The 13315-nt window shown below is 51.4% G+C and carries 16 protein-coding genes and 1 pseudogene; 13 read left to right on the top strand and 4 right to left on the bottom strand.

Annotated elements, in window-relative coordinates:
• Positions 1–13: 13 nt before the first annotated feature.
• The gene (gene yaiW / locus ACE15A_RS17045) at positions 14–1108 is read left to right on the top strand and encodes a surface-exposed outer membrane lipoprotein YaiW (RefSeq protein ID WP_053508585.1); all 1095 of its coding nucleotides are present in this window, start codon (positions 14–16) and stop codon (positions 1106–1108) included.
• 37 nt (positions 1109–1145) lie between these two features.
• Here the strand turns inward: yaiW and ACE15A_RS17040 are convergent, their stop codons facing one another.
• Positions 1146–1454, bottom strand: a complete 309-nt coding sequence (locus ACE15A_RS17040) for a YaiY family protein (RefSeq protein ID WP_000763138.1) — start codon at positions 1452–1454, stop codon at positions 1146–1148.
• A 267-nt stretch (positions 1455–1721) separates the two neighbouring features.
• Between ACE15A_RS17040 and ACE15A_RS17035 the strand changes: the two genes are divergently transcribed.
• Positions 1722–1937, top strand: a complete 216-nt coding sequence (locus ACE15A_RS17035; protein WP_023246126.1) for a DUF2754 family protein — start codon at positions 1722–1724, stop codon at positions 1935–1937.
• 25 nt (positions 1938–1962) lie between these two features.
• Here the strand turns inward: ACE15A_RS17035 and ddlA are convergent, their stop codons facing one another.
• Positions 1963–3057, bottom strand: coding sequence for a D-alanine--D-alanine ligase (ddlA, locus tag ACE15A_RS17030; protein ID WP_023246127.1), 1095 nt, complete (start codon positions 3055–3057; stop codon positions 1963–1965).
• A gap of 77 nt (positions 3058–3134) precedes the next feature.
• Here ddlA and ACE15A_RS17025 point away from each other — a divergent pair, with 77 nt between their 5' ends.
• From ACE15A_RS17025 to adrA, 5 genes are all read left to right on the top strand, one after another.
• Positions 3135–3848: an extensin family protein gene (locus tag ACE15A_RS17025; RefSeq protein WP_023246128.1), complete on the top strand. Its 714-nt coding sequence runs from the start codon at positions 3135–3137 to the stop codon at positions 3846–3848.
• A gap of 168 nt (positions 3849–4016) precedes the next feature.
• Positions 4017–5228, top strand: coding sequence for a multidrug efflux MFS transporter (locus ACE15A_RS17020; RefSeq protein WP_023246129.1), 1212 nt, complete (start codon positions 4017–4019; stop codon positions 5226–5228).
• A gap of 296 nt (positions 5229–5524) precedes the next feature.
• Positions 5525–5785 (top strand): anti-adapter protein IraP, encoded by a 261-nt coding sequence (gene iraP, locus ACE15A_RS17015; RefSeq protein WP_023246130.1) that lies wholly within the window; start codon positions 5525–5527, stop codon positions 5783–5785.
• A 350-nt stretch (positions 5786–6135) separates the two neighbouring features.
• On the top strand, positions 6136–6456 hold the full coding sequence (gene psiF / locus ACE15A_RS17010) for a phosphate starvation-inducible protein PsiF (RefSeq protein WP_023246131.1): 321 nt from the start codon (positions 6136–6138) through the stop codon (positions 6454–6456).
• Between the two features lie 91 nt (positions 6457–6547).
• On the top strand, positions 6548–7660 hold the full coding sequence (adrA, locus tag ACE15A_RS17005) for a diguanylate cyclase AdrA (protein ID WP_129382467.1): 1113 nt from the start codon (positions 6548–6550) through the stop codon (positions 7658–7660).
• A 17-nt stretch (positions 7661–7677) separates the two neighbouring features.
• On the opposite strand, the pseudogene proC reads toward adrA, so the two are convergent.
• Positions 7678–8484: pseudogene (proC, locus tag ACE15A_RS17000) on the bottom strand (pyrroline-5-carboxylate reductase); the annotation flags it as partial.
• A 139-nt stretch (positions 8485–8623) separates the two neighbouring features.
• Here proC and ACE15A_RS16995 point away from each other — a divergent pair.
• From ACE15A_RS16995 to ppnP, 5 genes are all read left to right on the top strand, one after another.
• A complete protein-coding gene (locus ACE15A_RS16995) occupies positions 8624–9079 on the top strand; it encodes a YaiI/YqxD family protein (RefSeq protein WP_000158171.1) in 456 nt (151 codons plus the stop codon).
• A gap of 184 nt (positions 9080–9263) precedes the next feature.
• Complete coding sequence (gene aroL / locus ACE15A_RS16990; RefSeq protein ID WP_053508583.1) at positions 9264–9809, top strand: shikimate kinase AroL; 546 nt, start codon at positions 9264–9266, stop codon at positions 9807–9809.
• A gap of 26 nt (positions 9810–9835) precedes the next feature.
• Positions 9836–10027 (top strand): protein YaiA, encoded by a 192-nt coding sequence (gene yaiA, locus ACE15A_RS16985; protein ID WP_023246135.1) that lies wholly within the window; start codon positions 9836–9838, stop codon positions 10025–10027.
• Between the two features lie 253 nt (positions 10028–10280).
• On the top strand, positions 10281–10958 hold the full coding sequence (locus ACE15A_RS16980) for an AroM family protein (protein WP_023246136.1): 678 nt from the start codon (positions 10281–10283) through the stop codon (positions 10956–10958).
• A gap of 70 nt (positions 10959–11028) precedes the next feature.
• Positions 11029–11313 carry a pyrimidine/purine nucleoside phosphorylase gene (gene ppnP, locus ACE15A_RS16975; protein WP_000941953.1) on the top strand — a complete coding sequence of 95 codons (285 nt, stop codon included), beginning with the start codon at positions 11029–11031 and terminating at the stop codon, positions 11311–11313.
• Positions 11314–11350: 37 nt separating this feature from the next.
• Here the strand turns inward: ppnP and rdgC are convergent, their stop codons facing one another.
• A complete protein-coding gene (gene rdgC / locus ACE15A_RS16970; RefSeq protein ID WP_023246138.1) occupies positions 11351–12262 on the bottom strand; it encodes a recombination-associated protein RdgC in 912 nt (303 codons plus the stop codon).
• Positions 12263–12387: 125 nt separating this feature from the next.
• On the opposite strand from rdgC, the gene mak reads away from it, so the two are divergent.
• Positions 12388–13296, top strand: a complete 909-nt coding sequence (mak, locus tag ACE15A_RS16965) for a fructokinase (RefSeq protein WP_023246139.1) — start codon at positions 12388–12390, stop codon at positions 13294–13296.
• The last annotated feature ends 19 nt before the right edge of the window (positions 13297–13315 follow it).

The following is a 13315-nucleotide window of genomic DNA, read 5'->3' as shown; positions in this document are numbered from 1 at the left end:
AGAAGGAAACGTTATGCCGGCGGCGTCCCGTCTTTATCCTCTGCCTTTTCTGGCGATCGCAATATTGGCTGGCTGTAGTAGTCAATCCGGGCAGCCTGTGAACAAGGGCGAGAAGCCTGTCGACGTTGCAAGCGTAGTACGCCAGAAAATGCCGGCCAGTGTCAAAGACAGAGAAGCCTGGGCGAAAGATATCGCGACAACGTTTAAGAGCCAGGGTCTGGCGCCGACGGTAGAAAATATCTGTTCGGTGCTGGCTGTCGTCCAGCAGGAGTCCGGTTATCAGGCTGACCCTGTCGTGCCGGGGCTAAGTAAAATAGCCTGGCAGGAGATTGATCGTCGTGCTGAGCGACTGCACATTCCGCTGTTTCTGGTGCACACCGCGCTGAAAATTAACTCCCCCAACGGGAAGAGCTATAGCGAACGCCTGGATACGGTAAAAACCGAAAAACAGCTTAGCGCTATTTTTGACGATTTTATCAATATGGCCCCTATGGGGCAGACGCTATTTGGCTCATATAACCCGGTGCATACGGGGGGCCCGATGCAGGTCAGTATCGCCTTTTCCGAACAGCACGCTAAAGGCTATCCGTGGAAGATGGCGGGCACGGTACGTCAGGAAGTGTTTACGCGCCGTGGCGGACTGTGGTTTGGAACATACCATTTGCTGAATTACCCGGCGAACTACAGCGCGCCTGTTTTCCGCTTCGCCGATTTCAACGCCGGATGGTATGCCAGCCGTAACGCCGCGTTCCAGAATGCCGTCAGTAAAGCCAGCGGCGTAAAACTGGCGCTGGATGGCGATCTGATTCGTTATAACAGCAAGGAACCGGGTAAAACAGAGTTAGCGGCGCGCAAACTGGCAGAACAGTTGGGAATGAGTGAGCGTGAGATTCGCAGCCAACTGGAGAAGGGCGATAGCCTGGCGTTTGAAAAAACGGCGCTCTACAAGAACGTCTATAAACTGGCCGAGGCCAAAACGGGCAGGACGCTTGCGCGGGAAATGTTGCCCGGTATTCAACTGGAAAGCCCGAAGATCACGCGCAAGCTGACGACCGCCTGGTTTGCTAAGCGAGTTGATGAACGGCGGGCGCAGTGTATGGGGCGATAAATTTTGCGCTGGGATATTTTCGCCAGCGCGCTAAGGTTTACTGGTGACGGTGACGCCAGCGCAAAAACGCGGCGATAACGGCAAAAATGAGGCAGCCCGTGAGGAAGGGCACCAGGCCAAAAATCGTCCCGACGCCCAGCCCAATCTCTACCCGTGGTCGACCTGTATCCTGTACCTGCATCAGATGCTCATAGATGCCCGGCGCATGAACCAGCAGGTTTAAAAGCTGCGCCCCGGCCCAGAAGCAAAACAGTACAAATACGGCGTAAGCAATATTTCCTGGCGCAGAGGAGGTTTCTCGATGTTTCCCGCTGAACAGCGATTTTGAGAGAGTGAAATCAGCCATAAAGACCTCCAGGGTGATCGGCTACGATCTGGCGTTATGCCATCGGCTTACTGTGAAGTCTGACAGGTCATTGTGTTTGTCAATATCAGAATCATGGTAATTTCACATACGGAATGTATCCATCGCGTAAATTTTTGTTAGTTGTCACAAAATTATCACTTTTATCTAAATCAATTAACATTTAAGAAATTCCGTATCCCCCACAGACTCGCCCGCAAGAAGTATGTAAAAATACATTTTTGCTGTTGTTAATACGTCGGAGTTGTTATGCATTTGCCTGTAAAAATTCGTCGTGACTGGCACTACTATGCCTTCGCTATTGGCCTTATCTTTATTTTGAATGGCGTCGTAGGATTGCTGGGTTTTGAGGCGAAAGGATGGCAAACCTATGGCGTTGGGCTGGTAACATGGATTATTAGCTTCTGGCTGGCGGGGTTCATCATTCGTCGGCGCGAAGATGATGAGGCAAAAGACGCCCGATAAACGTTGCGCTATCGGGCGTGCGTTATTACATCGTGGTTTTTAAGGCGTTATCCGCCGCATGGCGTTCCAGCGCCAGCTCAATCAGGCGGCTGATCAAATCGGTATAGCCCAATCCGCTCGCCTGCCAGAGTTTTGGATACATACTGATATTGGTAAAACCTGGCAGCGTATTGATCTCGTTAATCACGACCTCATTGTCTGTCGTTAAAAAGACATCGACACGAGCCATACCCGCGCAGCCCAGCGTCTGATAAGCCTGGATCGCGATCGCGCGGATCTTGTCATTCACCTCGGAAGGGATCTGCGCAGGCACGACAACCTGTGCGCCATTATCATCAATATACTTGGTATCGTAGGCGTAAAATTCGCTATTCAGTACGATTTCGCCACAGGTACTGGCCTGCGGGCTACTGTTACCTAATACGGCGCATTCGATCTCGCGCCCTTTGATCCCTTGCTCCACCACCACTTTATGATCGAACTCGAAGGCCAGCGCGACCGCCTGTTGATATTGCGCCTCGTTGGCGACTTTACTTACGCCGACTGAAGAGCCCTGATTAGCGGGCTTCACGAACAGCGGCAGTCCCAGACGAGACTCTATCTCGGCAAAGCTAAACGCGTGACGGTTGGCCCGGGTGAGTGTAATAAACGGGGCGATATTCAGTCCTGCATCGCGCAGCAGTCGTTTGGCGACGTCTTTATCCATGCAGGCTGCGGAGCTCAGAACGTCTGAACCGACAAACGGTAAGTTTGCGACGCGCAGCATCCCCTGCAATGAGCCGTCTTCACCCAGCGTACCGTGGACGATAGGAAAAATGACATCTACCGTCGGCAGCGGTTGCCCGTTCTGGGCGTTAATCAATTGGTGTTCGTGTTTGCCAGGCACCTGGGCCAGACTGATTGCCGAAGGGCGTAGCGCGATATGTGCCGGATCGTCTGCATTCTGCAAATAATTTTCCGCATCGTTAACATGCCATTGTCCCGCCTTATCTATCCCTAACAGCACTACGTCGAAGCGGGTTTTATCGATCGCATCAACGATATTTTTCGCTGATTGCAAAGACACTTCATGTTCCGCTGACTTACCGCCAAATACTATTCCTACCCGCAATTTCGCCATCTTAAAAACCCATTCCATCGAATGCAAAGCGTATACATTACCACGACAAAACGCGGGTTTCGCGGGCTTCTGCCATAATGTTTATGGGATGTGAGAACGGAGGCCGCGTGAGAGGTAAGGGTTTTCTGATTATTGTGCTGTTGGGCGGCATTGGCGGGCTGGGATATCGTTATCTTCCTTCTTATTATAATCCTTTTGCCCCGTTACAACTTGCCGATCCGCCAGGCTGGATCACTACTTTCAAACTACAGCGCCTTACGTCGCCACAGTGCCGGGAACTTTTGACGGCGGCTAATCAACAGGGATTAATTTCATCACAGCCTGTTGTGGATAGCGCTGGCGAATGTCCATTAACCCATGTTGTGCGTGTCAAAGATTTTGGCCAGGTAAAATTGAGCAGTAGTTTTTTAGCCTCCTGCCCGTTGGCGCTGAGCTCCGCGCTGTTTGTTGAACAGCAGGCAAAACCCTTAACAGAAACCTGGATGAAGCGCCGCCTGACCCGCATCGAACATCTGGGCAGCTATGCCTGTCGTAATATTTATCACCGCCCGGATGCGCGGCGCAGCGAACATGCCGGCGCAGAAGCGCTGGATGTCAGCGGGTTTCAACTGTCGGATGGACGGAGAGTTACTGTCCTGCGAGGCTGGAAGCGTGAGGAGACAGGGCCCTGGCTGCGCGCTATGTTAAACGCCAGTTGCCATTATTATGGAAATGGGCTCGGGCCTGACTATAACGTTGCTCATGCTAACCATTTTCACCTGGGGATGCGTGGCTACGGCGTGTGTCGTTAAAGCATAAACGTCTGAGCTGTGCGCCTATATAATGTGATATATTTCACAAAAATGATGAACGGTGAGACAAAATAGCAAAGTGTGACGTATCGCACCTCTGGAACCACCTGAAAAAACATAGCTTGCTAAGCTAGCACGTATTTTCAGCTACTTATCGTTACGAGTCTTATGGAATCCTGGAAAGTTAATCTAATTTCCGTCTGGTTTGGATGTTTTTTTACCGGTCTGGCAATCAGTCAAATCCTGCCATTTTTACCCCTTTATATTTCCCAGCTTGGCGTCTCTTCCCATAAAGCGTTATCAATGTGGTCCGGGTTAACGTTTAGCATTACGTTTCTGATTTCCGCTATTGTATCGCCGATGTGGGGCAGCCTGGCCGACCGTAAGGGGCGCAAATTGATGCTGTTGCGCGCATCGCTTGGGATGGCGATTGCTATTTTACTGCAGGCATTTGCGACCCATGTCTGGCAGCTTTTCCTGCTGCGCGGAATCATGGGGTTAACGTCAGGCTATATCCCCAATGCTATGGCGCTGGTGGCCTCTCAGGTACCGCGCGAACGTAGCGGCTGGGCGCTCAGTACGCTTTCTACCGCGCAGATTAGCGGCGTCATCGGCGGGCCGTTAATGGGCGGTTTTGTCGCGGATCATATTGGTTTGAGGGCTGTCTTTCTGATTACCGCCATGCTGTTGGTGGTGAGCTTTCTGGTCACGCTGTTTTTAATTAAAGAAGGCGTGCGTCCAGTCATCAAGAAGAGCGAACGTCTGAGCGGTAAAGCCGTTTTTGCGTCGTTACCTTATCCTGCGCTGGTGATCAGTTTGTTTTTTACCACGATGGTCATTCAACTCTGTAATGGCTCTATCAGTCCAATCCTGGCGCTGTTTATCAAATCAATGATGCCGGACAGTAATAACATCGCCTTTCTTAGCGGGTTAATTGCCTCGGTGCCCGGAATCTCCGCGCTTATCTCCGCGCCTCGTCTGGGAAAACTTGGCGACAGAATCGGCACGGAAAGAATTCTGATGGCCACGCTTATCTGCGCGGTGCTGCTTTTCTTCGCGATGTCCTGGGTCACCACGCCATTCCAGTTGGGGCTGTTGCGTTTCTTGTTGGGCTTTGCCGATGGCGCGATGTTACCCGCCGTACAAACGTTGTTGGTGAAATACTCCAGCGACCAAATTACCGGACGTATTTTTGGCTACAACCAGTCATTTATGTATCTGGGCAACGTGGTAGGGCCGTTGATGGGGGCGACAGTATCGGCGATGGCTGGTTTCCGCTGGGTTTTTATCGCCACGGCGGCAATCGTGCTGATCAATATTGGGCAACTGAGCCTGGCGCTACGTCGTCGGCGTAACGCGCAAAAAGCGAAAGGCCAATAGCTTTACATCGTAACGGTGCTCCTGCCGTTACGATGTGGTTTAAATTAAAAGATATATTCTTTACCCATGAGGCTTTTCTATAGATGGCATAACTTTAAATTATGATATAGCGTGATTATTGTTTTTTGATGGTTTATTATCGTCTCGTTTACGGTTTGAGAAACGTTTCGCTGCGGCGATGGTGATAATTATTTGTGTAAAGTTCTTCCTGTATCATAAAAATAGTACTTTCAGCCTCTAGGCAGTGGTTCTTCATAGTGATAACGTCACCCTGGAGCTAATAAGGAAATATGGTTATGAAAAATCTCATAGCAGAGTTGTTGCTTAAGCTAGCCCAAAAAGAAGAAGAGTCGAAAGAACTGGTTGCTCAGGTAGAAGCGTTAGAGATTATCGTCACAGCAATGTTACGTAACATGGCGCAAAGCGAGCAACAGATGTTGATACGTCAGGTAGAGAGCGCACTTGAAGGCGTAAAGCCGGATGCCAGCGTTCCTGATCACGATACGGAATTGCTGCGCCAGTATGTAAAAAAGTTGCTGAGACACCCTCGGCACTAATCGTATTTAAAACAACACAGTTGTTATAATGTTACTTTTATGAAATAACCATAGCCGCTTCGTTTTTATTTTGCTTTACATTAAACAGAAAAATAAAAACGAAGCGGCTATGGTAATAACAGGGTAACGCGATGCGTTGTTCCTCTCCATCATGCCGGTATAGTTGTGGATAATCGAATTGCACATCAACCTGCGGTTTGTCAATCAATAAAGCCTATATTAATAACGGTAAGTAATACTTTTACTGCCGGGTGGTATTTTTGCCAGTAACAGCCAGACTTATATAAAGTCCCTGGGATATTTCCCAAAGGGACAAAGTGTAGTGTGTACACTGACAAAAGGATGGTGCTATGAAAATAACCTTACTGGTGACTTTACTTTTTGGCCTGGTCTTTTTAACTACCGTCGGCGCTGCCGAGAAACCGTTGACGCCGCAACAGCAGCGCATGACCACCTGTAATCAGCAGGCGACAGCGCAGGCGCTGAAAGGCGATGCGCGTAAAACTTACCTTAGCGATTGTCTAAAAAACAGGCAGTCAGCCCCTGGTGAGAAAAGCCTGACGCCGCAACAGCAGAAAATGCGTGAATGCAATCTCCAGGCGACGGAACAATCCTTGAAAGGCGACGATCGCAGCAAGTTTATGAGCGCCTGCCTGAAAAAAGCGGCGTAGTGCTATCGGGTGAGCCCTGAAAAACGTTCACCCGAAATCTCATACTCCTTCCCTGCGCTCTGTTTCTATAATTTGGGAAAATTGTTTCTAAATGTTCCCAAAAATAATGAATGATGAAAATTTTTACCGAAAAGCGGTTGAACAGGCGGTAGCGCCGCCAGCCTCTCCTGATGAGCATCAACGTTCCGGGTTGCGTTTTGCCCGGCGCATCAGGCTGCCGCGTGCGGTGGGGTTAGGGGGAATGTTTTTACCCGTGGCCGCCGTGTTAGTGTCGCAACCCGTTTCCGGAGGCTGGTGGCTGTTGCTGGTCGGCTGGTCTTTTGTCTGGCCGCATCTGGCGTGGCAGTGGGCGGCAAAAGCGCTTGATCCGCTACGTCAGGAAATTTACAACCTGAAAGCGGATGCGATCCTCTCCGGCATGTGGATCGCGCTGATAGGCGTCAACATGCTGCCTGCCGCCACGCTGTTTATGATGATGAGTATGAATCTGATGGGCGCTGGCGGGTTGCGACTATTCACTGCCGGAATGGGGCTCTTGCTGGCATCATGTCTGGTGACATTGCAGCTTACCGGGCTACCTGTCGCTATGCGAAGCTCATCGCTGGAAGTCACGCTCTCTTTGCCCGTCATTATGTTGTATCCGCTGCTGTTTGCCTGGGTAAGTTACCAAACGGCCATTAAATTAGCGGAACATAAGCGACGCTTGCAGGCTATGAGCTCGCGGGATGGCATGACCGGCGTCTATAACCGACGACACTGGGAAATTTTATTACGCAATGAATTCGATCACAGCCGACGCCACCATCGAGAGGCGACATTGTTGATTATCGACATCGATCATTTTAAGAGCATTAACGATACCTGGGGACATGATGTTGGGGATGAGGCTATTATCGCCCTGACGTGTCAACTGCAGATAACGCTACGCGGGAGTGATATTATCGGGCGCTTTGGCGGCGACGAATTTGCGGTGATTATGTGCGGAACGCCGGCAGACAGCGCGATTACCGCCATGTCGCGAGTGCATGAACGGCTAAATACATTACGCCTGCCGGGCGCGCCACAGGTCATGTTACGTATCAGCGTGGGCGTGGCGCCGTTAACGCCACAAATCACTCATTATCGGGAATGGCTAAAGTCTGCAGATATGGCGCTTTATAAAGCAAAGAATGCCGGACGTAACCGCACCGAAGTGGCGGCATGACGTCCAGCCGGGCCTCTGGATTTACTGAGCGCCTCTGATTTTTCCATACACTTCGTCATCGCTTCTATTACCGCAGCGCGGAAGCCACGTTCTTCCAGAACGCGTACGGCTTCAATCGTCGTTCCGCCAGGCGAGCACACCATATCTTTCAGTTCACCGGGATGCTTTCCGGTTTCCAGAACCATTTTCGCCGATCCCATGACGGCCTGCGCGGCGAATTTATAAGCCTGAGCGCGAGACATTCCGCCCAGAACGGCAGCGTCCGCCATCGCCTCGATAAACATAAAGACATAGGCCGGAGAAGATCCACTCACGCCAACCACCGGATGGATCATAGGCTCAGCAATCACTTCCGCCTCGCCAAAGCAGCGGAAAATATTCAATACATCAGCCGTATCTTCCGGCGTTACCAGCGCATTGGGCGTGACGGAGGTCATACCGGCGTTGACCAGCGATGGCGTATTCGGCATGGCGCGAATAATTTTACGATCGTGCCCCAGCGCGCGCGCAAGTTGATCAAGCGTTACGCCAGCGGCAATAGAGACCACCAGAGAGTCTTTGCTCAGGCTGGAGGAAATTTCACTCAGCACTTTTACCATAATGCCCGGTTTTACCGCGCCGAAAACGATATCCGCGACCTGAGCGACTTCCTGCGCGCTTTGCGCCGCATTAATGCCGTACTGGTCATGCAAGGCGGAAACTTTATCGGGGGAGGGGGTGTAGACCCAGATCTGACCGGGAAGCACCTGACCGCTGGCAATGAGTCCGCCAAGAATAGCCTTGCCCATATTACCGCAGCCAATAAAACCGATTTTCTTCTCCATCTCGTCACTCCCTATGTTTGTGTGTTATGGGGAAGGGTTAGCTTAACGCGGATTGAAAACGGGCAGAAGGAGAAACAGCACTTTGACGAAAGACAAAAGCGCGAGACAATAAAAGATTGTATACCGTATGGGAGACATTATGACCATCTGGGTGGATGCGGATGCGTGTCCGAATGTCATTAAAGAAATTTTGTATCGCGCCGCCGGGCGGATGCAGTTGCCGCTTATTCTGGTTGCCAATCAGGCCTTGCGCGTGCCGCCTTCGCGTTTTATCCGTACGCTCCGTGTGGCCGCCGGGTTTGACGTGGCGGATAATGAAATCGTGCGTCAATGCGAAGCGGGCGATCTGGTGATTACCGCTGATATTCCGCTGGCGGCTGAAGTGCTGGAAAAAGGCGCTGCAGCTCTTAATCCTCGGGGAGAACGCTATAGCGAAGCCACGATTCGCGAACGCCTGACGATGCGTGACTTTATGGACACGCTACGCGCCAGCGGCGTACAAACGGGGGGACCAAACAGTCTTTCGCCGCGCGATCGTCAGCATTTTGCCGCCGAGCTGGATAAGTGGTGGCTGGAAAGCCAGCGTAAAAAATAAATCGTGTAATGAAAGTTTTACAGTTTATTCATTTCTAATTCTTGCTATAGTGCTAATATTATGAGTTTAGTATTTTCATGTAAATTATTGTTTACATTTATGCATTGTACTAGTTTGATGGTATGATTACAACATTGCTGATATCAAATCCTGCGTATGCGCAGCTCCCAGGGGAACGCCTGCTATGATGCAACCTCTTTATCTTGTTGGCCCGCGAGGCTGTGGGAAAACCACCATCGGTATGGCGCTGGCGCAGGCAACCGATTTCCGGTTTGCGGATACCGACCGCTGGCTGCAATCGCATGTGCAAATGAGCGTCGCTGATATTGTTGAAAAAGAGGGCTGGGAAGGGTTCCGCGCCCGGGAAACAGCGGCCCTTGAAGCGGTAAGCGCGCCTTCGACGGTCGTGGCGACAGGAGGCGGTATTATTCTCACAGAATATAATCGACGTTATATGCACCGTGTTGGCATAGTGATTTATTTGTGCGCGCCGGTGTCAACGCTGGTTAACCGGCTTGAGGCTGAACCTGAAGCGGATCTGCGTCCAACTCTAACCGGAAAGCCGTTGAGCGAAGAGGTTCGGGAAGTGCTTGAGCAGCGTGACGCGCTGTATCGCGAAACGGCGCATTACATTATTGACGCGACGAAAGCGCCGACCCAGGTCGTTTCTGAAATTATTGCGGCGCTGCCGCCGTCGACGCAACGGGTGCAGGGAGATGTCTATACTTAACGCTCACCCAGAATAAAGGAAACACTATGCCAACCAGACCACCTTATCCGCGGGAAGCTTATATCGTCACCATTGAAAAAGGCGTGTCAGGACAGACGGTGACGTGGTATCAGCTACGGGCTGACCATCCGAAACCTGATTCGCTCATTAGCGAGCATCCGACTGCAGAAGAGGCGATGGATGCGAAAAAACGTTATGAAGATCCGGATAAATCATAGCCGCATGAACGACTCGGAAGGGATTCTGAGTACTCCTAAATTGTATCTCTATCACATTTTTGAAACATTTATACTGGCAACTAAAACCGTAAATTAAGCGATAACAATACAATACTGGAATTATTTGGAATCTTTACACAATACGTGGTCCATCTGCTGCTACGCTTTTTGAGATTTGTAGGGCAGGTAGCACGGTGGTTGTGTAAATATTTGCCCGGGAACTACGACGAAGTAATAAGAAGGTGGAATAAGAATGAGTGCGTCGTTGGCAATCCTCACAATCGGCGTTGTGCCAATGAGCGAAGTGTTACCGCTCCTGACGGAATACATCGACGAACAACATATCACCCATCACAGCCTGCTGGGAAAAATGAGCCGGGAAGACGTTATGGCGGATTACGCCGTAGAGCCTGGCGACGATCCGCTTCTGACGTTGCTGAATGATAACCAAATAGCCCATGTTTCCCGCCAGAAAGTGGAGCGAGATTTACAGAGCGTTGTCGAAGTGCTGGATAACCAGGGTTATGATGTCATTATACTGATGAGCACTGCGGCGATTAAAAGTATGGCTGCCCGCAATTCTATTTTGCTTGAACCGCTGCGCATTATTCCACCGCTTGTTGCCTCTATTGTGGATGGGCATCAGGTTGGCGTTATTGTGCCAGTTGCAGAGCTTCTGGCGGCCCAGGAGAAAAAATGGCAGGTATTGCAAATGCCGCCGGTTTATTCGCTGGCGAATCCGGTTCACGGATCTGAGCAACAGTTAATTAATGCCGGGCAGGCGCTACTGGATCAAGGCGCGGACGTCATTATGCTTGATTGTCTGGGTTTTCATCAGCGTCATCGGGATATTTTACAGCAGGCGCTGGATGTGCCGGTTTTACTCTCTAATGTTTTGATTGCGCGGTTAGCTTCAGAACTGCTTGTCTAATTTTGCGTGACAGGCCGAACGTCAGGACTCTATATTGGGTGTTAATTTAATAACGAGACGGGGCCTGATTATGCTACAAAGCAATGAATACTTTTCCGGGAAAGTGAAGTCTATTGGATTTACCAGCAGTAGCACCGGCCGGGCCAGCGTTGGCGTGATGGCGGAAGGAGAGTATACCTTTGGCACCGCCGAACCCGAAGAGATGACGGTTGTGAGCGGCGCGTTGAAGGTACTGTTGCCGGGAACTGTCGAATGGAAAGTGTATACGGCAGGTGAGGTGTTTAACGTGCCTGGCCACAGCGAGTTTCATCTACAGGTTGCTGAGCCTACCTCGTATCTGTGCCGCTATTTGTAACGGTGAGTCCCCTCTCCGGCGGAGAGGGACCCTCTGGTTAGCGTTGCGCTTCGCCGCCTAATCCTTCCACCAGGCTTTGAATCAGCGCCGCCAGCTCTCCGGTCATCAGGATAAAGTCCGCGTCGAAACGCTGGGCAAAATCTTCCCGGTCGATATCTTCGTTCTGATCGCGCAGCTCATCGCAGAATTTCAGACGCTTAATGGAGCCGTCGTCGCACATCACGAACTGAATGCGTTGCTGCCAGTCGAGCGCCAGCTTCGTTACCACTTTACCCGCTTCAATATGAACGGCGATCTCGTCGCTGACCAGATCCTGCTTTTTCGCGCGAATCACGCCGCCATCTTCCAGCATCGCTTTCAATTCGGCTTCGTCGAGCAATTGGAAGCCCTGAGCGACCGTACCGGAGCGCACCCACTCTGTGAGCGTCAGTTCAATCGGATTTTCCAGCGCCAGCGGGACAACCGGCAGCGAGCCGAGACTTTTACGCAGTAGCGCCAGCGTATCCTCCGCTTTTTTCGCGCTGGCGCAGTCAACCATAATCAGGCCGTTAACGGTATCAATCCACATCATTGTCTGGCTGAAGCGGCTAAACGCGCGCGGCAGCAATGAATGCAACACTTCATCCTTCAGGGAATCTTTTTCCGTCTTCTTCAGCTTGCGCCCCTGATCGGCTTCCAGTTTCTGGATTTTCGCTTCCAGTGCCTGTTTAATCACTGGCGATGGCAGAATTTTCTCTTCTTTGCGCGCACAAATAATAATTTGGCCATTGGCAGTGTGCGTTAACGCATCGCTGTGAGAGCCCATTGGCGGAACCCAGCCCATTTTGGCCATATCCTGGCTACCGCATGGGGTAAACGTCATTGAGGCGAGCTGTTTCTCCATCTCTTCGACGCGCAATGCGATATCGCGGCTAAGACGGTAAACCATTAAATTTTTGAACCACAGCATGATAATTTCCACGGCCTTGTCGTTAAATCCAGGCGGTATAGTAACGAATTGTCGGCGGGCTTGCATTGCCAATCAGAACGGTGGGTTCTACCCTGTTGATATTCCCAAAAAATGAGGAGCGGTATGTGCGTATTGGTATCGATTTAGGCGGCACAAAAACGGAAGTCATTGCGCTTGATGATGCAGGAGAACAGCGGTTTCGCCATCGTCTGCCTACGCCGCGGGAGGATTATCAGCAAACGATAGAAACTATCGCTGCGCTGGTCGACATGGCGGAACAGGCGACCGGACAGACCGGTAGCGTCGGCATTGGCATTCCCGGTTCTCTCTCGCCTTACACTGGCGTCGTGAAAAACGCTAACTCTACGTGGCTTAACGGCCAGCCGTTCGATAACGATGTGAGCCGTCGTCTGAAGCGTGAAGTACGGTTAGCTAACGATGCCAATTGCCTGGCGGTCTCAGAGGCGGTAGATGGCGCGGCGGCGGGGGCGCAAACGGTATTTGCGGTGATTATCGGTACCGGGTGCGGCGCGGGCGTAGCGCTAAATGGCCAGGCGCACATCGGCGGCAACGGTACGGCAGGCGAATGGGGCCACAATCCGTTGCCGTGGATGGATGACGATGAGTTGCGTTACCGCGAAGAAATTCCGTGTTATTGCGGTAAACAAGGCTGTATCGAAACTTTTATTTCCGGTACGGGATTTGCCACGGATTACCAGCGTTTGAGCGGTAAGGCGCTAAAAGGCGATGAGATTATTCGTCTGGTTGATACGCAGGACGCCGTGGCGGAACTGGCGATAAGCCGTTATGAGTTACGGCTGGCGAAAGCGTTAGCGCACGTCGTAAATATTCTTGAGCCGGATGTCATTGTGCTGGGCGGCGGCATGAGCAATGTTGAGCGCCTGTACAAGACGGTTCCGTCGCTGATGAAATCGTTTGTTTTTGGCGGCGAGTGCGAGACGCCGGTGCGTAAGGCGCAGCATGGCGATTCGAGCGGTGTGCGCGGCGCGGCCTGGCTGTGGCCGCTGGCGTAACATTTTTGGCCGGATGGCG

The organism is Salmonella sp. HY31 (assembly GCF_042604575.1).
Lineage (GTDB): Bacteria > Pseudomonadota > Gammaproteobacteria > Enterobacterales > Enterobacteriaceae > Salmonella > Salmonella diarizonae.
This window is presented reverse-complemented; position numbering and strand designations above follow the sequence as displayed.